Source organism: Sediminispirochaeta bajacaliforniensis DSM 16054 (assembly GCF_000378205.1).
In the GTDB taxonomy this organism is placed as follows: Bacteria; Spirochaetota; Spirochaetia; order DSM-16054; family Sediminispirochaetaceae; genus Sediminispirochaeta; species Sediminispirochaeta bajacaliforniensis.
This window is the reverse complement of record NZ_KB899440.1, coordinates 1-22,403: the sequence shown is the minus strand read 5'-3', so window position 1 is coordinate 22,403 and position 22,403 is coordinate 1. Positions and strand designations below refer to the sequence as shown.

Annotated in this window: 21 protein-coding genes; 3 read left to right on the top strand and 18 right to left on the bottom strand. The window is 50.6% G+C overall.

Annotated elements, in window-relative coordinates; all coding sequences use genetic code 11:
* The coding region (locus tag F459_RS0120840; protein ID WP_020614596.1) for an IS66 family transposase at positions 1-295 on the top strand (295 nt) is incomplete at its 5' end.
* Between the two features lie 1,235 nt (positions 296-1,530).
* On the opposite strand, the gene F459_RS24485 is transcribed toward F459_RS0120840, so the two are convergent.
* The 17 genes from F459_RS24485 to F459_RS0120755 all read right to left on the bottom strand — a co-directional run bounded on the left by F459_RS24485 (position 1,531) and on the right by F459_RS0120755 (position 16,341).
* Positions 1,531-1,815 carry a hypothetical protein gene (locus F459_RS24485; RefSeq protein ID WP_020614595.1) on the bottom strand — a complete coding sequence of 95 codons (285 nt, stop codon included), beginning with the start codon at positions 1,813-1,815 and terminating at the stop codon, positions 1,531-1,533.
* A gap of 102 nt (positions 1,816-1,917) precedes the next feature.
* On the bottom strand, positions 1,918-2,187 hold the full coding sequence (locus F459_RS0120830) for a (2Fe-2S)-binding protein (RefSeq protein WP_020614594.1): 270 nt from the start codon (positions 2,185-2,187) through the stop codon (positions 1,918-1,920).
* Positions 2,184-3,842 (bottom strand): FAD-dependent oxidoreductase, encoded by a 1,659-nt coding sequence (locus tag F459_RS0120825; RefSeq protein ID WP_020614593.1) that lies wholly within the window; start codon positions 3,840-3,842, stop codon positions 2,184-2,186. Before F459_RS0120825 ends, F459_RS0120830 begins: the two co-directional genes overlap by 4 nt.
* On the bottom strand, positions 3,829-4,140 hold the full coding sequence (locus tag F459_RS0120820; RefSeq protein WP_020614592.1) for a (2Fe-2S)-binding protein: 312 nt from the start codon (positions 4,138-4,140) through the stop codon (positions 3,829-3,831). Before F459_RS0120820 ends, F459_RS0120825 begins: the two co-directional genes overlap by 14 nt.
* Positions 4,137-5,336 carry a M20 metallopeptidase family protein gene (locus F459_RS0120815; protein WP_020614591.1) on the bottom strand — a complete coding sequence of 400 codons (1,200 nt, stop codon included), beginning with the start codon at positions 5,334-5,336 and terminating at the stop codon, positions 4,137-4,139. Before F459_RS0120815 ends, F459_RS0120820 begins: the two co-directional genes overlap by 4 nt.
* Positions 5,337-5,363: 27 nt before the next feature.
* Positions 5,364-6,734: an amidohydrolase family protein gene (locus tag F459_RS0120810; RefSeq protein ID WP_020614590.1), complete on the bottom strand. Its 1,371-nt coding sequence runs from the start codon at positions 6,732-6,734 to the stop codon at positions 5,364-5,366.
* Entirely contained in the window at positions 6,727-7,587 is an 861-nt protein-coding gene (locus F459_RS0120805; protein WP_020614589.1) for an amidohydrolase family protein, read from the bottom strand. The genes F459_RS0120810 and F459_RS0120805 overlap by 8 nt, the downstream gene beginning before the upstream one ends.
* Before the next feature lie 70 nt (positions 7,588-7,657).
* Positions 7,658-8,416 (bottom strand): ECF transporter S component, encoded by a 759-nt coding sequence (locus F459_RS0120800; protein ID WP_020614588.1) that lies wholly within the window; start codon positions 8,414-8,416, stop codon positions 7,658-7,660.
* Positions 8,417-8,425: 9 nt separating this feature from the next.
* Entirely contained in the window at positions 8,426-9,301 is an 876-nt protein-coding gene (locus tag F459_RS0120795) for an energy-coupling factor ABC transporter ATP-binding protein (protein ID WP_020614587.1), read from the bottom strand.
* Positions 9,298-10,170, bottom strand: a complete 873-nt coding sequence (locus tag F459_RS0120790) for an energy-coupling factor ABC transporter ATP-binding protein (protein WP_020614586.1) — start codon at positions 10,168-10,170, stop codon at positions 9,298-9,300. Before F459_RS0120790 ends, F459_RS0120795 begins: the two co-directional genes overlap by 4 nt.
* A gap of 9 nt (positions 10,171-10,179) precedes the next feature.
* Positions 10,180-10,986: an energy-coupling factor transporter transmembrane component T family protein gene (locus tag F459_RS0120785; protein ID WP_020614585.1), complete on the bottom strand. Its 807-nt coding sequence runs from the start codon at positions 10,984-10,986 to the stop codon at positions 10,180-10,182.
* Positions 10,979-12,181: an NAD(P)/FAD-dependent oxidoreductase gene (locus tag F459_RS0120780; protein WP_020614584.1), complete on the bottom strand. Its 1,203-nt coding sequence runs from the start codon at positions 12,179-12,181 to the stop codon at positions 10,979-10,981. The genes F459_RS0120785 and F459_RS0120780 overlap by 8 nt, the downstream gene beginning before the upstream one ends.
* Entirely contained in the window at positions 12,178-12,996 is an 819-nt protein-coding gene (locus F459_RS0120775) for an amidohydrolase family protein (protein WP_020614583.1), read from the bottom strand. Before F459_RS0120775 ends, F459_RS0120780 begins: the two co-directional genes overlap by 4 nt.
* A gap of 3 nt (positions 12,997-12,999) precedes the next feature.
* Complete coding sequence (locus F459_RS0120770; RefSeq protein WP_020614582.1) at positions 13,000-13,746, bottom strand: GntR family transcriptional regulator; 747 nt, start codon at positions 13,744-13,746, stop codon at positions 13,000-13,002.
* A gap of 36 nt (positions 13,747-13,782) precedes the next feature.
* Positions 13,783-14,595, bottom strand: coding sequence for a dihydropteroate synthase (locus tag F459_RS0120765; RefSeq protein ID WP_020614581.1), 813 nt, complete (start codon positions 14,593-14,595; stop codon positions 13,783-13,785).
* Positions 14,596-14,600: 5 nt separating this feature from the next.
* Positions 14,601-15,569 (bottom strand): methenyltetrahydromethanopterin cyclohydrolase, encoded by a 969-nt coding sequence (gene mch / locus F459_RS0120760; protein ID WP_020614580.1) that lies wholly within the window; start codon positions 15,567-15,569, stop codon positions 14,601-14,603.
* 16 nt (positions 15,570-15,585) lie between these two features.
* Positions 15,586-16,341: a GntR family transcriptional regulator gene (locus F459_RS0120755; protein ID WP_033302232.1), complete on the bottom strand. Its 756-nt coding sequence runs from the start codon at positions 16,339-16,341 to the stop codon at positions 15,586-15,588.
* A gap of 130 nt (positions 16,342-16,471) precedes the next feature.
* Here F459_RS0120755 and F459_RS0120750 point away from each other — a divergent pair, with 130 nt between their 5' ends.
* The gene (locus tag F459_RS0120750) at positions 16,472-17,557 is read left to right on the top strand and encodes a response regulator (RefSeq protein WP_020614578.1); all 1,086 of its coding nucleotides are present in this window, start codon (positions 16,472-16,474) and stop codon (positions 17,555-17,557) included.
* Between the two features lie 55 nt (positions 17,558-17,612).
* Entirely contained in the window at positions 17,613-19,892 is a 2,280-nt protein-coding gene (locus F459_RS0120745; RefSeq protein WP_245540246.1) for a hybrid sensor histidine kinase/response regulator, read from the top strand.
* Here F459_RS0120745 and F459_RS0120740 read toward each other — a convergent pair.
* Positions 19,889-22,012 carry a molybdopterin-containing oxidoreductase family protein gene (locus tag F459_RS0120740; protein WP_033302234.1) on the bottom strand — a complete coding sequence of 708 codons (2,124 nt, stop codon included), beginning with the start codon at positions 22,010-22,012 and terminating at the stop codon, positions 19,889-19,891. The two genes, F459_RS0120745 and F459_RS0120740, sit on opposite strands and share 4 nt — an antisense overlap.
* Between the last annotated feature and the right edge of the window lie 391 nt (positions 22,013-22,403).

The window sequence follows — 22,403 nt, the reverse complement described above, 5'->3', positions numbered from 1 at the left end:
TTGCTATCTCGACCTTGCCTGCCTTACCCCTGATAACAACGCCGCCGAGAGAGCGATCAGACCGTTTGTAATCGGACGTAAGAACTGGCTGCATGCCGAAACACCTCGTGGTGCTCATGCATCGGCGATTTTTTACAGTCTGATTGAATCGGCTAAATCGGCCTCCCTTGAGCCGTATTGGTACATTCGTTACGTACTTCAAAAATTGCCGAAAATTGAATCATCAGAGAGCTCCTGGGAGGATCTGCTTCCAGAAAAATTAACCCCGGAGATGTTACTCACCTCTTCTTTTTAAGGGGTGGGGTTTATGGAGCGGTTACCATGAATATGGCGAAAATGTTACCCTTGAAATCATCAACCACTCAAAGCTTGAAGCATGTTTAGGGTGGGATGAAACTATAAAATATATAGAAAGCAAATCAATGTTATGTCATTCTTCAAATAGGGAATCTGTCCTTAAAGTTTTAGCACAAGCGAAGCGACATGAAGGGAAAACTCTCTGGGACAGGATATATGAAATCATTCTTTAACATGAGAATGTTTCTGTAACCCCTTCCTAAATTGGTACGTCGTATAACGAGACTGTAGGAAATCCCCGAAATAGAGAAGAATCTTTCCTTCTCATATCTTTATTTGTGCAAAGTGTTTGAATTAATTTTCTCTATAACAGTATTTCCCGGTTTATTCAGCTAAGTTTTCTTATACAGGTCTCATTGCATTGGTTATTTTTCCTATATTATGCACAATACAGTATAAAAGCCATTGTATATTTACTTTTTCTTTACCGCATTCCGTCTGAAGCATTTTTCCCGCTATGGACAGCCTTTACAATTTACTGTTGTTGATTGATATCGGTTTCCAGAGGGGCCGAAGAAACGCTGCTCCTGTCCTCTGCCAAATGCTTCCGCTGCAATGATTACCTGCTATTTCGTCTTGAGGTCCTTGAACGTGCCGCTCCATTCTTTTGAAGCGTTTGAAGGGAGTTTACATCCATCAACTGCGAACATATTTTTTCCGATTAAGACGAGATCTGCGCAGATAATAACGACTTCTGCGAATACAGATTTGATTTCCACTTTGTAGCGAGAATCAAAGGCAGATATATCTATTTTATTGTCGATTAGATAATTGAGTTTACATCTACATTATTGTGCTGTACAGTTAATTGTAGGTTTTCCTGCAGGTTCAACAAGAAAAAACACAATATCTCATTCGAAGAAACACAATTTGCTTTTTTGATCTCCAAAGAATCATTTTAGAGGATACAAAGCATAGTATTGATGAAGATAGGTTCTTTTGTATTGGGGAAATTGAATCGGGGATCGTTACTGTCAGGTTTACGATACGAAAGAATGCTATAAGATTGTTTGACGCCGGATATTGGCGTGAAGGAAAGCAGCGGTATGAAGAACGAGGTTCCATACGAGAAGAATTGTTAGTGGCTAAAGAGGTGGAAGATGTACTGCCCCCTCCTGAGTTGTTGACACCAAGAGAAGAGACAAAAAAAATAACGATCCCAAATGCTCACCCCTATGCCTCTCTCTTCTTTTTTCGTACCAGAACAATTCCGACGATATCCAACGCAATAAGAAGCGGGAAACCGATAATTCCCATCAAAAGAGCAAAAGAAATGAACACCAAAACAAGGGTAAGTATGATTATGGAAAAAATGTAGGTAACTGTGATAAGTACCTTTCTCCACAGCAAGGTTTCGATTAATTGGAAGAAATTCAACTTTCCGATAAGAAGCCTGCTATACAGCACGGCTCCAACGAGCGCAAAAGGAAATAAGACAAAAACTGTTGTAACGGCCATCTACTATTCCTGCCTGCCATCTTTATAAAAAGGACAATATCATTCTTTTCACGTTTTCTATGCCCATAACGACATTCATTTTTACGGTAGTGACCAGGAGTGTCAATCCTTAACTTCTTCGCAGAAAGCCTCTAAGGCAACGGGAAAAAGAGGAAAGCGCGGAGTGTCCGTCTCGACGACCTCTTTCGGTACTCCCAGTTCCCTGGCAATGATGGAGGCGACGAGAGGCCCGCATGTTCGTCCCTGGCAAAGCCCCATACCGGCCCGACAGAAGCGTTTTACCTCGGCAACGCTCCGGCAGCCTGCCCGCACCGCCCGGATAATCTCTTCTTCGCTTATTTCCTCACATCGGCAAATAATACGAGACCTCACATTTCCTCCCTTTTCCTTTCGATGAAACGGACCCGACCAGCGTATGATCGGTCGTAGGCGATGGTGACAAGCGGGCTACGATTTTGCTGCTGCGTCTGTGATACACGAATCACCTCTGCATTACACACAACAGACCCGAAGCGATCAACGGCCCGCACCCGTTCCCCTTTTTGCGGTAAGGGAAGATATTCATAGACAAAGGTGAGGGTCGATAGACTCTGACCATACTCTTCCAGGAAGAGAACGATCGCCTGTCCCGGGCAGACGGAAAGACAGCGCCCGCACCCGGTACAGAGATCAGAATCAAGCCTTGGAGTACCGGTGAGGGAGGGAGTCATGGTAATCGCCCCAACGGGGCAGGCGGAAATACAGGGATTACAGGGGATATCCTGGTCACAATAGAAAACGGCAACGGGCTTCTTTCCCTTACCGACAGGAGGATGATCATCGCCGATAAGAAAGGAGTCAGGGCAGCTTTCCGCCGGTACCTTATCGGTATTATCGGTAACCGTACCTGAGGCTCCACAGTCACTGCAGGAGATTTCTTGTCCATAACCTGACCGCATGATACGCTCTTTTCCCATGCGGCGGCGGATGCCGAAACTTCCGCTTCTAAGGTCGTTCAGCCGATCCCAGATCTCCGCCGTCGCCGCCTCACGTTCTGCTTCGGAAATCCTTCCAAGGGCACATGCGGCACCGATACCGGCGATACGTCCCTCATCCAGGGCGGTATTGGCCTCCTCTATTCCGGCGCAATCGCCGGCAACAAAGATACCGGGAATCGAGGTTTCAAGATCTTTATCGTGCCACGGAATCGTCCCACCGAATTCGGGAGAAAAACAGAGACGGCAGCCTGCCATGGTTGCAAGGCGTTGATCGGACGTGAGGCCGACTGCAAGGCAAAGGGTATCCGCCTGAAATGACTTTTCGGTGCCGGGAATTTCGTTGCAGGCAGTATCTACAGCCGCAATAACGACCTCCTCCACATGGGTATTCCCCCTGGCCTCTTTGACCGTGTGACCGGTATATATGGGTACTCCCGCCCTAAGAATTTTTGCGCCGTGGACCTGATAGCCGCCGATCTCCTCCTTGGCCTCGACCAGAGCGATAACATCTGTCCCTGCCTGAAGAAGCTGATATGCGACGATGAGTCCAACATTGCCGGAGCCCATCATCACCACCCGTTTGCCTGGAAGCACACGGTGAATATTACAAAAGGTTTGTGCCGCCCCTGCGGTGATGACTCCGGGCAAGGTCCATCCAGGAAAGGAGGCCCCCCGCTCTCCCCCACCGGTTGCAAGAACCAAGGCCCGGGGCTTTATGGTCACAACCTTCTGGCCGTCCGTCAGCAGAGAAACTCTGTGATCGGGGAAAATGCCCAGGACCTTGGTGGAAAGGAGCACGGTGACACCTGCATCCCGGGCATCGATGATAAGCCGATTTCCTATCTCAAAGCCCCGGGAGCCTGCATAGTGAGCATGTGAGCCAAAAAATTTATGGATCTGCTTGAAAAGCTGGCCACCAGGCCTGTCGTGTTCATCAGCCACAAGGACACGAGCGCCCCGCCGCCCCGCTTCAATTGCGGCCCCTAAGCCGGCAGGCCCCCCGCCTACAACCAGAAGGTCGGCATCCTCAACTATCTTAGAGATTGGCAACGCCGACCCCCTCTTGGGTTTCCACAATCATTCCGTCCGCCACTAGGGTGACACAGGTGCGAACATTGGGAACACCGTCGACGATCATCGAACAGTCGGTGCACTGACCGATTCCGCAAAAGATAGAACGGGGAGATCCTTTTTTTGTGTGCCGAAAAACATCTATTCCCGCAGATAGAAGGGCGGCTGCAATAGGCTCTCCCTCCCGGGCTTGTATTCTCTTACCGTCGACAAAAATAGTGACCAGTTTTTTCTCTTCCATTTCACCGAGAATGGGGTGATGAATGATACGCTTCATGCCTCTTCGCTCCCAAGCTCCGCACCAGAACTTAGATACTTCAAGCCGATATTGCAGAGCAGGCACGAAATATGAGGCAAGACCGAATCGTCCATGATGAAACGACCGGTATGCAGCTGGCCAGGACTCTCCTTCCGATCATCCCCCACACCGAAGGTAAAATAGCAGGAGGGAACCTCACTGCTGAAGTAGCCGAAATCCTCGGAAACATAGGCACGGTCGAGATTTGTTTCCACCCAGCGGAAAAAGTCATGTTCCCGTGCCGTCTGCCGTACCAATTCCGAAATTCCGGGGGCATTCACCGCCGAAGGGTAGCCGAAACGGTAGGAGATGGAGTACTCGCCCCCGAAAAGGTTGACAAGGGAGTCAAGAATCGTTTCCATCTCCTCCTTGATTCTCATGCCGTCGTCCCGAAAAGAGCGGACAGTACCGGTAACCTTAACCTCCTGGGGAATAATGTTGTGAGCCTTGCCTCCGGATATGGAACCGACGGAGATAACAGGCCACTGGCCGGGAGTATACTTTCTGCTTACCATGGACTGAAGGAGGACAACGAAATGACATGCCATCAGCACGGTATCGGCGCACTGTTCTGGTCGGGCACCGTGCCCGCCGGGGCCCTTAATGATGAGCTCGAAAAGATCGCTTCCTGCGGTAACCGCTCCCTCGGGAACAATCACCATGCCGACAGGAAAGTTGGGGCTATTGTGCAGTCCCACCATCACATCGATCCTGGGCTCCTTCAGAACCCCTTCCTCAATCATAAATCGGGCACCACCCGGAGGGCGCTCTTCTGCAGGCTGAAAAATAAAGACGATGTTACCCTCTTCCGGAACCCCTCCGGTCAAAAATTCCTTCATATAGAGAAAAGCTCCCGCCACAGAGGCAACGTGACTGTCGTGACCACAGGCATGCATCACCCCCGGAACCTGCGATTTGTACGGCAGATCATTCTCTTCATCCACAGGAAGGGCATCCATATCGGCTCGAAATCCGATGGTTCTCCCCGGCTGTTTTCCTCGGAGAACGGCCTTAAGCCCCGTTCCTCCGATACCGGTAGAGACCTCGGCGCCGGCTTCCCTCATAAAGGCGGCAATGGTTTTCGCCGTTTCGAATTCCTTACCGGAGAGTTCCGGCTGCCGGTGGAGCGTTCTTCTCAGTTCGATAATACGTTGCCCAATCTCGTTTTTATCCATACACACTCTCCATCATAAAACATCTGCTCAAAATTCAGCCGTCAGGGAGCCCTTCCCACGAACCGAACCGAATTTTGCTTCGAAAAGTTTCAAAGCACGATCAAGAATTCCCTCTTCGTCAATGTTGGTAAAACATCTGTCCCGCAGAACCGCCTTACCTCCGATGAAGACACTTTCGACATTGGAAGGGGTACCGCAATAGACAAGATTCTGGACGGGATCGTGCACAGGAGAGGACCAAAGCTTTTTCATGTCGAGAAGGACAAAATCCGCATTCTTACCGGGATCAAGAGTGCCACTGTTCAGTCCAAGGGCAGAGGCTCCGTTTTCCGTGGCCATGCGAAACATATCCTCCGCGCTAACAGCCTTCGGATCCAGACAAAAGGCCTTTTGCAATCCTGCACCGCAGCGCATTTCCTCAAACATATCCAGGAGATCGTTGGAAGCGGCACCATCGGTGGCAAGAGCCGGAAGAAGTCCTTTTCCGATCATTCGGGAAACAGGGGCAACACCGCTGCCTAGCTTCATATTACTTTTAGGATTGTAGACAGGGACAACACCCTTTCTGACCGCAATGTCGATCTCCTCTTCGGTCAAATGCACGCAGTGAACCGCCATCACCGGCCGACGAAGGAAGCCTATCTTATCGAGATAGACAAGGGGCATGAGTCCATGCTCTCTAAGGGACTGCTCGACCTCCCACCTGGTCTCGGAAACATGGATCTGTACGCCGAGATCAAAGGCCTCGGCCTGTTCCATCTGCCAAAGTAGAAAATCCTCGGTACAGGTGAAGGGAGTGGAAGGGGCAATAAAGACCTTTATCATCTCATTGCCGTTCTTTTTCTCGTTCCAGGTCTCGATATAACGAAGGATCTCCCGCTTGCGCTCTTCAAAATCCTGGTCCAGCTCCTTGGGTACCCAGCGGTTGACCGCCGTCACTGCGCCCACCGCCCTCATTCCTGTATCCTTATAGGCTCGAAAAACCGAATCAAGGGTCAAATCCATGTTCACGAAAGCGGTGATACCGCTTCGAATCATCTCCATACAGCCGACAATGGTCCAAAAATACCCCCCTTCGATATCGCCCTTCTCCCAGTCCAAGGCATGGACAAGATGTGCAAAGGGAAAGGTGACCGCCTCGCTCCAGGATTTTAAAGCCAGAGTATCGCTTCGTCCCCGGAGAAAGCATTGGTAAAGATGGGTATGGCTGTTCACAAAACCGGGGATGATTGTTTTCCCCCGGCCGTCAAGCACTTCGGTTCCATCAGAGATTCCATCTGCAAGCTGCTTGCCTATGGCAACAATGGTACCGCCGGAGATATGCATGTCCACATCATGTTCAACCCGGTCGGCGCTGCGAATGAGGGTGCCAATAGAGGCAATGATAAGATCAGCCATTGTGATCCTCCCCTGCCAAACGTCCCAAAAGGTTTCCTGCGGTGTTGCCAAAAAAATCCGCCCTTTCTCCAGCAGTGAGGGATGTGGTTTCGATCATCTTCCGAAAACGGCCGATTTTCAGAAGGGGATAGTCCGAGCCGTAGATAAGCTTCGGCAAAAGCCCCATCTGTTTAAGAGCATCGAAGATTGTGGCATCGTAAAGAAAGGGCAGCGCCGCGGTGTCGTAATAGACATTACCGAGCTGCTTTCGCAACTCCGGCATGGCTTCGAAAAAACAGAGGCCTCCCCCCATGTGGGCAAAGATGATGGTAGTGTCCGGAAAATTGGTGGCGAGGCACTCCGCTTCATGTATGGAATCCGGCGTTTTTCCGGGATAGTAATGCCCTACCAATTCGTTTACATGGACCAACAAGGGCCAGTTATTCTCCGCACAGAAGCCGCAGAGCTCCTCCATGACCCCCTTGTCGGTAATATCGAGCTCCTGCCCCATGGGCATGATCTCGCCCACCCCTGTAAGGCCCCCGGCCTTACACCGTTCAAGCTCCATCCTGACCCCATCGGCACCAGGGTTTATCGTTGCAAAACCGACAAGCCGATCGGGAAATCGGGAAAGCGCCTCAATGGTGTAGTCGTTTGCACGACGACAGTTGTTCTGATCGCGAAATCCGAAGCCAAAGACGATCGACCGGTCAACACCATCCTTGTCCATATCGCAGATCAACTCTTCGGCGGTAACGTTTTTATTTTTCGGACTGCCGGAAAGCAGATCGAAATAGGGCTCCTTGGCCCGATAGCCTTCCATATTGGAGATGATATGCGGCGATGTTATATGGACATGCGCATCAATAACCATGATCTGCCTCCTTCAAAAAGCCCCCTCCCAAACGGCATGAGAGCAGAAAGGGAGGAAAGCCTCGCATACACTACTCTTCGTCCAGATCTTCCACATCGGAACCGATGAAAACACCGATCTTTGGAAGCCCGATAAGAAGAGGAACACCGATGATGGTGGCACCAAGAGAAAAGATCGCCCGTTCCCAAGGAGAGACAAAGGCCAATCCGATCCACATCGCCGAAGGCCACTGGTACAAGGTAATTCCGGCGAAATTGGCAAGCCCCGCAGCACCAACAAAGCCGGCATAGGCTGAGACGAAGACACCAATGCCGCGAAGAACGGGCTTTTCCGAGAAAGCCTTCTCATTTCTCCAGATCAACGCTCCAACGGCAGTGGCGACAAGACCAAGGCTGTAGAAAACCAACGGGAAAAGCGCCGCCCCCCGGCCGATCTTGGTAGAAAACCAAAGGATATAGCCGATCGCGATAATGCCGACGGCGATGTACCACTTTCTGCGAGTGATACAACCTGCCACGAAGGCGTTACTCGTTCCGATCAAAAAGGTCGCAATCCCCAGCCAGGCGATATGCGGCGCGATGATCTGTCCCAGAAATCCTCCGATGGCGGCACAAATTGCACCTCCAACAGGCCCGAAGAAGACGCCGGAAAGGGGAATCAACGCCGCGCTGACGCTGAAAGTCCCTCCCGATCCGATGATCGGAATTGCCGGCAGCAGTTTCCCGGCCGCGATAAGTGCGGCCCAAATGGCGAGAACCGAAGGGTGTACGCCGCCGAGCAGCTTGTACCCCTGTTTCTTTGTCAGGTCCTCCCTTTCTTCATTATTCATAAAACCCCCTTATTCCCTTTTCGGGATTATATGGCCGGCCGGTAGAGTACGTGTTTCACAGGCTCTCCGGACAACCGATTCCCCAAGTTCTTCAACGTTCAGATATGTTTCTTCTCCGCCCAGGCAATCGTCAAGACGTTGACCCAGCCTTGTGATATAGGGCGGTTTTATATGCGTCTCCAAAAGCTCCTTTGGTCGGGAAAAGATTTCACGTACCGAACCATCCATGTGAATCCTCCCCTTCTTCAGGACGATGATACGCTCTGCATAGCGGGCTATCAGGTCCATGTTATGAGTAACGACAATGATGGTCTTTCCTGCATCACACAGGGAAGTGGCGATATTCATGATCTGGGTATTTCCCTTATGATCCTGCCCACAGGTCGGCTCATCCAGAATGATGATCTCGGGATTCATCGCCAGAACCGAGGCAATGACCACCTTGGCCCTGTCGCCCTTACTCAAGGTCAGGGGAAAACTTTCCAATTGACTAGCGAGGCCAACCGTCTCCAGCGAGCTGGTCACCCGCTCTTCCAACTCCCGCCCCTCGATTCCAAGATTGGAGGGACCGAAGGAGACCTCCTCCCGAACGGTAGGGGCAAAGAGCTGAAGATCGGGATTCTGGAGGACAAATCCAACCTTGGTGGCCAATTGGGATACGGCTGCCGATCGCGTGTCGGTGTCGAGGACCGTCACTTCTCCCTGTTTCGGCTTAAGAAGACCGATCATATGCTGCAAAAGGGTCGACTTTCCCGCACCATTTTGCCCAATGATCCCTACAAATTGATTCCGATAGATCTCAAGATCGATATCTTCTAATGCTTCCACCCCACCGGGATAGGTACAGGATAATGCTTTGATCGAGACAACGGAATCAGATTTCATGATCGCTCCCCGGCACCTCTTAGGCACCTTCGTATTTCGCTCTCACCCTCTTCGACAGATGAAAAGAGGGAAACCGGCACATTACGTTTCTGCAGATAGCCTGCAAGTTCGACCGTCGACGGTATGGCCACCTGGACCTCGGAGAAGAGCTCCTCATTTCGAAATACCTGTTCCGGGGTGTCGAAAGCGGCAACCTCACCATGGTGAAGAACCAGTATTCTATCGGCAAACCGGACGATCTCTTCCATCTTATGTGATGACATGATGATGGTCATGCCGTAGCGGCTACGCAACTGGCTAACTACTTCAAAGACCTCCTCGGTGCCCAAAGGATCGAGCTGACTTGTCGGTTCATCGAGAACGATGATTTCGGGGCGCATGGAAAGAACTGAAGCTATGGCAACACGTTGCTTTTGGCCTCCGGAAAGAGCGGTAGGAGGACGGTCTTCATAGCCTTCAAGCCCCACAACCTCTAAGGCCCAACGTGCAGTTTCTCTGATCTCCTTGGGATCCTGCCTCAGGTTTTCCGGTCCGAAGGCAACCTCATTCAAAACGGTTGTGGTAAAAAGCTGTGTATCAGGATCTTCAAGCACGATACCGACATGCAGTGCCAATTCCGAGGTATATGCGGTTTTCGTGTCCAATCCCGATGTTCTCACCCGCCCCTTCAATCGTCCTCGTTCGGTATGGGGGATGATGCCGTTCAAGCATTTGCAGAAGGTTGTCTTTCCTGCACCGTTTTCGCCGATGACGGCAATAAACTCCCCCTTTTTGATAGAAAGGCTGATTCCTTTTAGGCTCCACGCCTTTGTCCTTGGATAGTGGTACCAGACATCCTCAAAGCAGACGATTGCACGTTCTTCTTCCATCGTTTCCCCCTATACCCAGTAATAATTGAGGACCAGAAGGAGCCCCCCAAAGGCCAAGGCAGATAGAAGGAATATCCAATCCCCCGGCTTTGTTCGTATGCTCATGATGTAGCTACGCTTTTTATCCGAGCCGAAGGCCCTGGAATCCATAGCAACGCCCATTAATGTTGCCCTGCGCATGGCCCCCATTACCAGAGGAACCACGAGGGTCGGAAAGGCTTTTAGCTTGGCAAAAAGTTTTCCGGTATCGAACACCGTAAAGCCCCGTAGCTTTTGTGCATTCATAATCGAAACAATATCCGAACGAAGGATCGGAAGCTGATTTAAAGCCGTGGTTGCCGTAAACGCCACCTTATACGATAGGCCAAGTTTCACCATGGCGAGAGAAAGCTCTTCGATGGTTGTTGTTACAAGGAGTAACGGCAGGGTGCAAAGAAGCGTCAACACCCGCAGACAGAGCAGGAGGCCGAAGAGGATCCCCTCCATGGTGATGTTCCCCATGCCGCCGATAAGAGGAAACCACTGCGGTATCAGCGGCTCAACCAGCACGATTACCCCGGGATAGAAGATGCTTTGCATGATCATCAAAAGGATGAAAAGCACCATCATAAATTTGACGTATGATAGAATCGTTTGGTAACCAAGACCTGCAACCTTCCAAAGAATCAAAATGGCAGCAAAAAGCAGGCCGATTGAGATGAAACTCTTGAAGACAAAAATAAGGACGGTAAAGAAGATCAGAACAATCGTTTTAATCCTCGGGTCTGTTTTGTGCAACAGTGAGTTTCCCGGTTTGTAGCTGGTCGGATTAGCCATGGGATACAAGCCTCCTGTTCGGACGTATCGAATCAAGATCACAAGGATCAAGCTTCCACTCTTGTAAGATATCGCTCCATTCCGCCGGAGATGGCGCCGAGCCACCGCCACGGCAGATCATTGCGGCAGCCATGTTCCCTGCCGCAGGGGCGGTGGAAAAGGCGCCTTTTAGGCCGGAGGCAACAAAGAAGTTGTCAAACTCCGGAGAAAAACCGAAAACAGGCAGCCCGTCGGGAGTAAAGGTCGTATTGGCCGCCCAGGATCGAATAATTTCAAGGCTGCCGAGATCGGGAAAATAACGGAGGAAATTGCGTACCGTCTCGTATACCCCCTCTACGCTCAGATCCCTCTCGTAATACCTTCCGGGTTCGGTTGCCTGGCCGATGATCAGCGAACCGTTCGGGTGCTGAGCGACACCAAGGCCTACAATACGATTGGTAAGCGGCCTATTGGTAAGGAACCCACCACTCACGACAACCGTCCGAACAAGAGGAGGAACCGGACGGGTAACCAAAGCTGTTCCCTTGTGGTAATAGACAGGAAGATCCATACCAAGAAAGGCAGCGATATCCCGACTCCACGCTCCTGCGGCCAATACGACACAATCGGTTTCAATCTCTTCCTTTTTCGTAACAACACTTTTCACTCTTCCGGAACCCACTCGAAAACCTGTCACACGGCAAGGTGCGCAAATCTCGACACCATGCCTGCGGGAGGCCTCCGTCAGGCCCGAGACAACCTTTAAGGGCATAATACTCCCTTCCTGGGAAGAGTAAAGAGCACCGAGGAGCCCGTCGGCATCAAGATGCGGTTCGATTCCCTTCAAGGCGGAACCTTCGACCGGCTCTATCGGAACCCCCCGCCGCCGCTGCCGTTCCATCAGAGCCAGGCCCTGTTCTTTCTGTTCAGCCGAACAAAAGAGTAAGAGCCCACCGGAGTAATTCGCCTCGAAATCAAGCCCTTCCTCCTCTTCCAGCCTCCGGTAGAGGGAAAGGGTCTCATTGGTCCAGGCAAGCTGAATTGCAGGTTCCCGATCCATCACCGAAATCTGGCCGAGATTCCCACCCGAGGCCCCACATCCCGGGGCACAGGCATCCAGAAGAAGCACACTTCGTCCCAGAACGGCAAGATGATAGGCCACGGAGAGTCCGACTACCCCTGCACCGATCACAACAACCTCGGCATGACGCTTCATAGAGCCTCTCCATCCTTAGAAGCGGCAGAACCGCTAAGCACTCTTTCGATGTTCCGGAAGAGGATCCCCTGCCGCTTTTCCTCCGAAAGGCCCAACTGATTGATCCTGCATAAGCCGACTCCCATGGTTTCCCAAGGAAAGTCGCTTCCATAAAAGAGTTTATCAGGGACCTCCCCTGCGGCGGCGCGAAGTGCAACCAGATTGACGGCCTCCGAGCCATCGAGATAGAGATTTGCGGTTTCTCGTGCCGCCGCTATTGCCGTGATCCAGAAATCGCCCCCAAGATGACCGAGAATCACCGGAGTGCCGGGCACCGAGGAAACAAGAGAGGCAATCTGCACAATGGCATCGGCAGTAACAGGGTAGTCACCATGAACGAATATCGGAAAGCCACCCAAGTCCGCCGATTTTGCAAGGAGAAAAGCAAAACGATCGGGCAAGGTCTCGGCACCAAGGATTTCGCCGAAGCCTACAAAGCCCAGGTCAACGGCCTCTTCCATGAGGCTTGCCAGGAGGGGTTGGGAAAGACGGAGGTCAAGCTTGGCAAAGCCTATAAGACGATCGCGATGCCTTCGAATGACCTCTGCACTTTGACGGTTCCACCTGCTCACCGTTTCGGAGGCGAGAGATACGGCACGGTCGCGAGAGCGGGCAATGGCTTCCATCATTGCCGAAGCACCTTTCAGATCGAAGACCTCCTCGCCACGTGCAATACCGGAGGGGCAGACAATGCCCCGATCCACACCGAAACGATCCATCTCGCGTAAGATAAGATCGACCGGGTCGGTTAGATGTAAATGACAATCGTAGATCATCGACTACTCCCATTTTCGTAAAAGGGAAAACGACACAATCTCCGGATTAAAGTGAATGGTCGTTTTTGCAAGAATCTTGCCAAAGATGCTGTAAAAAGATTCCTTCCACTCGAGGATTGGAGCACCGGGCGGCACGTCTAATTGACGGGAAGTCGCATCCGAGGCTGCGGCAGGTTTGAAATAACAGAGAGAATGCGAAACAGGTTCACATGCATAGGTATTGAGAAAGTCGGGAAGTGTGTTGTAAAGGCAATCATCCTTGAGAGGATCGGAAGCAAGCATCTCTGAAGGAACAAGAACCTTTACCATGATTGCGGGTTTTTCATCTGCAACATAGCACGCCTCAATGCACAGGGTCTCCTCCCCCGGTAACCAATGGTAAGCGGTACGTTCGAACCGAACCCGGTGTCCGGCATCCCGTAATATCTCGGAAAAATCCACATACCGGTCGATCCTCATACGAGACCGGAGGGTACTCCGATGAATCAAATTGCCGATTCCATGCCGCTTGGATACGATTCCCTCCCGGCTCAAAGCGGCAAGGGCCTCTCTAATGCTTGCCCTGCTGACACCCAGTCGCTCCGACAACATGTTTTCGGGAGGAAGCCGATTACCGATGAACTCTCCATCCTCTATCATCTCTATGATGCGTTCTTTTACCTTTACATAAAGCGGAACCGAGTCGACCTTCCACCTATCGGCTACTTTTCCGGCGCCATAGCTCATATCATCAGACCTATTTCTTCCCATTATACCGATACCATCCTCTTTGTTAAAGACGATTCATTATATCCGAACAATGTTATCCCAGGCGCCGCTTCTCCATGAGGCAATATAGGTACTGCAGAATTGATCACATCCAAGAAGCGCAGCCCCTGCTCGCAAGGCTCCATAATGCAACTCGCCGCTTCTCATGATGACCCCGCTAAGGCCCCCGGCCATGGCCATTGCAAGAAACATAGAAGAAAGCAACTGTCTGGCAGGGAGGCCGTGCGATATATTATCTATTCCGCATATCGTACCGACCTCGGGAAAAGCTTTCCGCACGGCGTGAAGCCGGTCAAGAAACTGACAACCACTGAGATCCGAAACCGCAACAGGCTTAAGCATCGGATCGATGTAGAGGCGGGAGGGAGAGAGGCCTGACGAAAGGGCGGCGTCGACGATGCGCCCACTCAGTTCAAGGAACTGATCACCCGATTCCTCAAGGCCTACCCCGGTGGTGGGGAGAGCAATCAGAATCATCCCCCGATCGGCGGCAAGGCGGCATGAGGCTTCAAGTTTCGCCGCTTCTGCGGTGGTGGAATTCAGAACGGCAGCCCCCCACCGATCCTCATAGACAGAAAGACAGGCCTCGATATGCTCAAGATCGGGGCAGTCAAAGGCAAGGGGAACCGAACATGCGACCTGGATAATTTTAACGGCCCAAAGGAGATCGGCAACTTCATCATCTCTTCCCGCAAGGTTGATACCGACGACGGAGGAGCCAAACTCGACCTGTCTTCGGGCAAGCGATATCAGTGCTGCTTCATCCCGCCGGTCGAAGATATCCCCTATCCCCTCGATGCCTACATTGATATCCCCACCGATGACCAGCATCTTCGTTATCCCCGAAGTCCGAAGGATTCCCGCAGCATATCAACTCGAATTTCTCCGGCCGAAAACTGGTTTCCGCTTGCATAGTTGACGATTTCATATCTGGCTACCGTGTGAATATCCTTATCGACAAGATAAAAATCACGATGTCCCTCTTCGAAAATGTCGGAAAAACGCTCTCCATAACGTCGAGATGCGTTAAAGGGAACCTTATCTATTACCGCTTCAATCTCTTCATCCTTGCAATTCGCCACGTATCGGACTGTGACACCATAAAGCAAGGCCGTATTAACCCTATCCATGGCGATACACTCATCGGCTATCGGCGGAGCAATGGGGCAGGTCCCCATACCGCTGATAATCTTGGAAATATCAAAACCTTTACGTTCAAGCCGCCAAATAGAAGCCTCGACGGTTCTCGAACACACCTGTATACAACCGGCGAGGCTGCCGGTCCTTGCCGCAAGGATATAGACGTTTTCTGGAGAGATACCGCAAGCCTGCGCAACATTCTCTGCCATTGCCTCATCGGGAAGGCGCTGCGTCTGAGCGGCAAACACCGTTTCGTGGTGATTGTCCTTATAGGGCCACACCTGAGAAAAGATGTCATTCCTGGCAATCGCCCTAGCAGGACCTGATCCGATGGGATTGATACCCGAAGGTGCATCGTTGCCCGGAAGTTTCCATCCCGAAAATTGAGATGAGAGGCATGCCTCCTGAGGGTGATCGATATAGACGTCAATAGAGGGGAGATCAAGCCCATCTTCCCGAAAGCGTCCGTAAACGGCGTGCCCCATGGCGCCGATAGTCGCCTTGATGAAAAGCAATGCGGCGGAATACCCCCCGGGTGCATCGACACCCATGTCGACAACCCTAGCGCCGTTGGAAAGGATATGACACCGGCAATTGAGTTCTTCGGCTTGGGGAAGGATCTCCTCCTTTACAACCCGTACCGCCCGTTGATTGATACTGAACATGCACTCCTCCTAACGCTTAACGAAGTGAAAAATCTTCCCAGGTTTTTCTTAGCATGGAAAGCTTCATGGAAACAGGATGAAACCAGGTAAGCGAATAACAGATAACCTCATCATAGATATTGTAGAATTGCTCTTTCCATTCGATGATAGGGGTCCCCTCCGGGATACCGAAGCAGGAAGAGAGGTCGGTATCACAGGATGTAGGTTCAAACCAGATCAGGGGGTGCTCCACCTCTTGCCCGCAATATTTGCGCAAAAACGCATAGACATTTTCTTCTCCGACATCCGTGGGCCGACTTGTAAGAAGTTTCTCGGGTACAAAAACCAGACAGTGGATAGCAGCTTCGCCGTCGGCAAAAAAGGTGCAGCGAGTGGAAACATAACGTCCTTCATCAGATAGAGGCAAGGAAAAGGCCTTCCTTAGTTTTTCTTCATCCGCATCATCGGTAAGTGATCGAGAAGAGACGCTGTAGCCTGGATGCTTTCCGCCAAGGGCTATCAAAGAACCGAAGTCTCTGGTCCGATCAATACGATATCCCTGCTCAAGGGCACTGAAATGGATGAAATTTCCCAGTCCGTGCCGTTTCGTGATTACACCCTCCTTATGGAGGGTAGCAAGAAGTTCCCGCATGGTGGTCCTGCTGACGTCAAGGCTACGCGCAAGCTCCTCTTCAGAAGGAAGCTTATTACCCTGAATGGGAATCTTCCCCTGTGTAAGCTCGTCCATAAAGAGCTCTTTTACTTCCAAAAGAAGCGACCGTCGCCTCGACACATCATACCTCACTCTTCATACGTCTTACCAATAATACCAGAGAACCAGATATTTTACAATCCCGTATATGGTATAATAGTATACTCCTGTTTGGCTTGCGGGCAGGGGAATGCTTGTTTAGGATATAAGTATGACCAAAGTCCACGAGACTACGATTCTCCTTGTGGAAGACAGCAGGGCTGTACGAAAAAGTATAGCCGCTTTCTTGAATAATTACGGCTACATCGTCATAGAAGCTGAAAACGGGGAAGAGGGAATCAAAATTTTTAAAAGCCGCAAACCGGATGTCGTGATAACGGATATCATGATGCCGGGAATAAGCGGCCACGAGGTCGTTAAGACGGTTGTGCAAGAGGCTCCGGATACCCCTATCATTGTTGTTTCGGGAACCGGGGACATCTCGGATGTCGTGAAGGCCATTCAACTTGGTACCTGGGATTACATTCTAAAACCGATAACCGATCTGCGCGTTCTCCTCTACAGCATACAAAGGGCCCTTGAAAAACGGAATCTGGTTCTTCAGAACCGACGCTATCAGCATAATCTGGAAACGGAGATCGCGATACGGACCGCTGAGCTGCAGGATTCCCTGCGGGAAAAAGAACAGCTTCTGAAGGAGGTACACCACAGGGTAAAAAACAATCTGCAGATCATAACAAGTCTCCTAAATCTTCAAATAGGAATCGAAACCTGTGAAGAGTGCACAACCCCAATGGAAAAGATGAAGAACAGGATAAACTCTATGGCGCTGGTACATGAACAGCTGTACAACACCGAAGACCTCAGCTCCATTCCCTTCGATCATTATATTGATGAGCTGACGGCAGAATTGAAAGAGAGCTATTATCTATTCAACGACCAGGCCTCTGCCGTGACCATAGAATCGGAGATCGACGATGCAACCTTCCCAATTGAAATCGCCGTTCCCCTTGGGCTCATCGTAAATGAATTGGTCACCAATAGTCTCCGCTATGCATTCGACGAGGCGAAATCAGGAAAGATATATATCACCCTTCATCATCGAAACGGAGAATTTCATCTTTCGGTCAGTGATAACGGGAAGGGTTTACCTGAAGGTGTCTGCCCTGAGGGCAGCGGAAAGACATTAGGATTTGTCCTCATATCAACCCTGACCGAACAGCTCGGCGGCAAACTAAGTATCTCAAGCAAAGACGGAACGAAGGTTTATATCGTTTTCCCTCAAAAAAAGTGGTAACACCATTACCTTCCACCGGTTGTTTTCCCAAGCTTTTTTCTCTATGCTATCCACAGTGAAAAATAGGTTATATGTGTTACTTATAGGTGACCCGGCCAAGGGATTAGTACAAAGCACCCTTAGCATGTGTCGTCGGCTCGGTACCGATCCACGTCTTACATTCTCAAACATAAGCCAACTGCGTATTGCTTACCCCCAATTTTATTGTGAGCCCTCCTTCAGTGAGGAAGAACCGCCTATCATCCTTGCAGATATCGAGCTTCCCGGTCTTACCCAGATCATAGGAAGAGCGCTGCCGCCGGTCATTCTGTTCAGAGAGAAGCAACAATTCCCTGCAGCGCCGCCGCCGGACGCCTTTGCAATCATAGAATCGGACTTTTCACCGGAAGCCTTCTCCTCGATACTGCAGACAGCAAGTCGTCACACAACGCTGCTTCAGAGTTTTATCCGGGAGCGGATGAACGGAAGAGAGATCATCAACAATCTGAATGATGTTGTATATACCATCGATCTGAAGGGGAATGTCGTCTATATCTCCTCCGCAGCAGAACGCTACGGTTTCTTCCCACGAAATATCATCGGAAAATCGGTATTTGACCTGATCGACAGAGAGGATCACGATTACCTGCGACAGCAAATGAATAAGCTGATAAGCGAACGCCAAGCAACCTCTCTTCTCAGAGTAACCGATGCAGAGGGGAAAACCCGACAGGTCAGGACATCAAGCCGTATCGTTACCCAGCACGGAATGCCATTCTCCATTACCGGCCTTCTAACCGACCAAACAGAACAGAGTTTTCGGGAGCAGCAGATCCTGAAACTTACTCAAGCCGTAGAGCAGAGTGCCAATGTCATCGTCATAACCGATCTCGAAGGCAATATGGAGTTCGTCAATCGAGCCTTTGAACGCTCTACTGGCTACAGCAGACAAGAGGCAATTGGTCAAAATCCGAGAATACTCAAAACCGATTACCTCTCCGAGGAGGTTTACAAGAATTTATGGGAGACAATAAACTCGGGTAATGTCTGGGAAGGGAAGTTCCATAATAAACGAAAAGACGGCTCCACCTACTGGGAAAAGGCCCTGATAAGCCCCATCAAGAACGACGCCGGAACCATCATCAATTTCGTTGCAGTTAAGGAAGATATAACGAAAGAACTGGCTTATCAGCAGGAACTGGAACAGGCAAAAGAGGTAGCCGAAGAGGCAAGCAGATTGAAAAGTGAATTCTTGGCCAACATGAGCCATGAAATCAGAACCCCTCTTAATGTCATCCTTGGTTTTACCGATCTGCTTCTCGATGAGACGAAAGATGCCAAAAAACGTGACCATCTGCACCTTATCAAGGACTCCGGAAAGAATCTGCTCGAATTGTTAAATGATATCCTTGATTTTTCCAAGATTGAAGCCAACAAACTCGATCTTGAGATTGATACATTTGACCCTAAGGCCCTGCTTCAAAATATCAAGGGGATGTTTTCCCTGGAAGCTAAGCGGAAAGGTCTTGATTTTACGGTTGAGCACGATACTCCGCTTCCCGAACTCCTCGGAGATCAATATCGAATACGCCAAATTCTCATGAATCTTTTAAGCAATGCCATGAAATTCACCGAAGTGGGTTCTGTATCCCTTCGGGCCCATTACGAAAACACAGGGATCATGCGTTTCAGCGTCTCCGATACGGGAATAGGTATCCCGGAAGAATCCCGCAAACAGATTTTCCATCCATTCGAACAGCTGGACGGCTCTGCCAAACGCAAATTCAGCGGTACAGGGCTTGGGCTATCAATTACAAGGAGACTGGTCCATCTTATGGGTGGAAATGTCACCCTTGAGAGTAAAGCAGGAACAGGATCAACCTTCACCATCGAACTGCCGCTGCCCACAATCGCAAAGACATCCGCGATACACGGCCCCAGCCCCCGACAAGACTCCGTAGGTGAGGACCAGAGGGCACACGCATCTTCTTCATCTCCTAAAACGATTTTAGTTGCCGAAGACAACGGTTTAAACCAAGAATTGATGAAACTATTAATCCGAAGCATGGGCCATCACTGTATCGTGGTCGGCAACGGCCGGGAGGCCATCACGCTTTTAGAAAAGGAAAAATTTGATCTGCTGCTTCTCGATATGCATATGCCGGTTATGGATGGGCTGGAAACCATCGAGAACATACGAAAAAGTCCGGCACTCTCCGATCTGCCCGTTATTGCTCTAACAGCCAGTGCAATGAAGGGAGATGAGGAGCGATTTATCGAGGCAGGATGCAATGGCTATCTGTCCAAGCCCATCGACAGAAAACTACTGGCAAAGATGATAGAACGAATAGATTAATCAGAGAGCCAGGGCGAAACCTCGACAAAGACGGAATGGGTTCTCGAGCCCCGGCTTGGTAGGGTCGGTTCGGTTGAGGTCAAAATGTTGACATTGCCCGCCGGAAGCCCGGATTCATCGTCAACCCGCGGCCAGGTACCCTGATTGGCCGAAACTACCCCCCGGGCAATATCGTTGCTGATCGCCACCTGCATCACCATGGAGCCGACCTCACTTTTCACCACAACCTTATCCCCTTCTCCTATCCCTCGCGAAAGAGCATCCTCCGGGTGCATCATCATCTTATCAAAACAGAGCCGCCGGAAAACGGGAAGATTATCAAATTGACTATGAGTGCGATACTTCTCGTGGGGAGTAATCAACATAAGAGGATAATCGTCAGGGGGCTGGGGAATGTGCGCGACAGGCCAAAGCGGTCCTCCTGCGGCCTCATAGGCCTGAGAAGCAATCTCGATCTTTCCGGAAGGAGTCGACAATTTCTTGCCCTCGGGATCGGCAAAGAAATCAGCAAGAGCACGACGCCGGTGCTCCTTCCCGAACCAGATACCGCAGTCACGAAACGCCTTTTGATCATCTACAACGCTTTCATCGAGGAACTTTTCGATCCATTGAGCCTCACTCAATCCGCCGGTGAATTCTTCGGCAAAGCCCAAACGTTCGGCCAAAAGTGAGAAAATCTCATAATCGTTTTTTGCCTCACCTTGGGGAGAAACCGCCTGGGCCGAATAAAACAGATAATTTCCCGGAACAAAACAGATATCTTCCCGTTCCAAAAACGTGGTTGCCGGCAAGACTATATCCGCCCAGGAGGCAGTTTCCGTAAGAAAATAGTCATGCACCACGGAAAACTCCGCCTTATCAAAGGCCCTACGACTTTTGTTAAGATCACTTCCCTGGCCCAGATAGTTTCCCCCCACACAGTAAATAAAAGAAGGAGAAGAGGGAAAACCACCGGCTCTTCCCTCAAGTATCGCATCAGGCCAAAGATAGACAGGAACGGAAACAACATCCCCCGTTTGAGGAACCGGAATCTTTCCACATCGAGGCTTTGGAAGCATATTCCATTGGCCACACCCAAGATTCCCTCCCGCAAGCCAGGCATTTCCGGAAACAAGCTGAAGTACTCCGGCAAGACGGTCCGCCTCCTCGCCGCCAAGGGTCCTTTGCACCGAGAGTCCGGATAGCAAGGCAAGAGGCTTAGTATCGGCAAAAAGATCGGCAAGAAAGCGAATATCGTCGGTGAAAAGCCCGCACAAGGGAGCTGCCCACTCAATATCTCTGACAACACCGTCGATCGCTCCGGAAAGATGGGCCTCCAAACGATCAAAACCGACAGTATAGCGCTCCATTGAACTTCGATCAAAATGAGGCTTGGCATCTCCGCATGCCAGATGATGGATTAATGCCGACAAAAGTACGCCATCGCTTCCCGGTCTTATAGGAAACCATCTTGCACCAAGTTTCCTCACCGATGCCGTCCGCCTTGGATCGATGACAATAAAGGGAATACCCCGCTTTGAAAGAGCCAGAAGAAACTGCTGAGTTTCAGAGCCGAATCGGGTGTCGAAAGGATTAAACCCCCAGAGCACAATGGCCCTGGCATCTTCCAATGATTCAACGTCAATTCCCACACGATCGGTTCCATACATAAAGGGTTTGACGAAATCACTAGCCTCACTGCTGTAATTGCCTGCAGTATCGGTGTAGCCTCCGAAAAGAGATAAAAAGCGGCTGGTAAGGCGAGCAGTATGATGCAGAGCCCCCCTGCAAGAGCCCGAACCTCCCAGGCGGATGATCGAATGCACGCCCTTTTTTGCCTTAACCTCTCTGAGTTTCTCCGCAATTAGGTCGAGAGCCTCGGACCAGGAAGCTTTACGAAAGGACGCAGTCCCCCGCTTACCACAGCGAATGAGCGGATGGAGGATACGATCGGGATGATATAAGACGTCGGCCATCCGGTATCCCTTCAGACACCCCTGCATATAGTGAGGGCGATCAGGATTGTCCCTGATTCTGACCACCCTCCCGTTGGAAATGTCCGCTACGAGCGGGCACCCCCCACCACAATCTTTGTTGCATGAGACTGGAATTGTCTGAAAAGAATCAGAAGGAATGGCCATTGGGTACCGTCCAAGGAAGAAGATAGGGGTATAGTACCCGGAAGTGCCATAGGGGGGCAACACGAACCTACTGTCCGGAATAGTGGTGGGAAATGAATAAAATCTCCTTTTCTCGTAGTTACTTATAGTAAGAACTACCAGAAAAAGGAGTTTTTCCATGTTCCATCCCCCCTTCTGCCCCAATCCCCATTGCCTCAACCACTTCTCTCCAAAAGGCTACTGGTTCTTTAGAACAGGCTCCTACTCAACAAAAACCTCCCCCCGCATCCAAAAGTTCAAATGCAAAACCTGCCACCTCTCCTTCTCCACCCGCACCTTCAGCATCGACTACTGGACCCATTTCCACCTTTCCTACAAAACCATCCTCGCTCACCTCGTCACCAGCTCCGGT

Excerpts from the sequence above, each read along its gene's own strand:
- F459_RS0120795 (WP_020614587.1), bottom strand. The coding sequence starts at position 9,301 with ATGAAATCTGATTCCGTTGTCTCGATCAAAGCATTATCCTGTACCTAT.
- F459_RS24485 (WP_020614595.1), bottom strand. The coding sequence starts at position 1,815 with ATGGCCGTTACAACAGTTTTTGTCTTATTTCCTTTTGCGCTCGTTGGA.
- F459_RS0120820 (WP_020614592.1), bottom strand. The coding sequence starts at position 4,140 with ATGAAGCGTATCATTCATCACCCCATTCTCGGTGAAATGGAAGAGAAA.
- F459_RS0120790 (WP_020614586.1), bottom strand. The coding sequence starts at position 10,170 with ATGGAAGAAGAACGTGCAATCGTCTGCTTTGAGGATGTCTGGTACCAC.
- F459_RS0120740 (WP_033302234.1), bottom strand. The coding sequence starts at position 22,012 with ATGGCCATTCCTTCTGATTCTTTTCAGACAATTCCAGTCTCATGCAAC.
- F459_RS0120805 (WP_020614589.1), bottom strand. The coding sequence starts at position 7,587 with ATGGTTATTGATGCGCATGTCCATATAACATCGCCGCATATCATCTCC.
- F459_RS0120770 (WP_020614582.1), bottom strand. The coding sequence starts at position 13,746 with ATGGGAAGAAATAGGTCTGATGATATGAGCTATGGCGCCGGAAAAGTA.
- F459_RS0120785 (WP_020614585.1), bottom strand. The coding sequence starts at position 10,986 with ATGGCTAATCCGACCAGCTACAAACCGGGAAACTCACTGTTGCACAAA.
- F459_RS0120810 (WP_020614590.1), bottom strand. The coding sequence starts at position 6,734 with ATGGCTGATCTTATCATTGCCTCTATTGGCACCCTCATTCGCAGCGCC.
- F459_RS0120800 (WP_020614588.1), bottom strand. The coding sequence starts at position 8,416 with ATGAATAATGAAGAAAGGGAGGACCTGACAAAGAAACAGGGGTACAAG.
- mch (WP_020614580.1), bottom strand. The coding sequence starts at position 15,569 with ATGTTCAGTATCAATCAACGGGCGGTACGGGTTGTAAAGGAGGAGATC.
- F459_RS0120765 (WP_020614581.1), bottom strand. The coding sequence starts at position 14,595 with ATGCTGGTCATCGGTGGGGATATCAATGTAGGCATCGAGGGGATAGGG.
- F459_RS0120780 (WP_020614584.1), bottom strand. The coding sequence starts at position 12,181 with ATGAAGCGTCATGCCGAGGTTGTTGTGATCGGTGCAGGGGTAGTCGGA.
- F459_RS0120815 (WP_020614591.1), bottom strand. The coding sequence starts at position 5,336 with ATGGATAAAAACGAGATTGGGCAACGTATTATCGAACTGAGAAGAACG.
- F459_RS0120775 (WP_020614583.1), bottom strand. The coding sequence starts at position 12,996 with ATGATCTACGATTGTCATTTACATCTAACCGACCCGGTCGATCTTATC.
- F459_RS0120750 (WP_020614578.1), top strand. The coding sequence starts at position 16,472 with ATGACCAAAGTCCACGAGACTACGATTCTCCTTGTGGAAGACAGCAGG.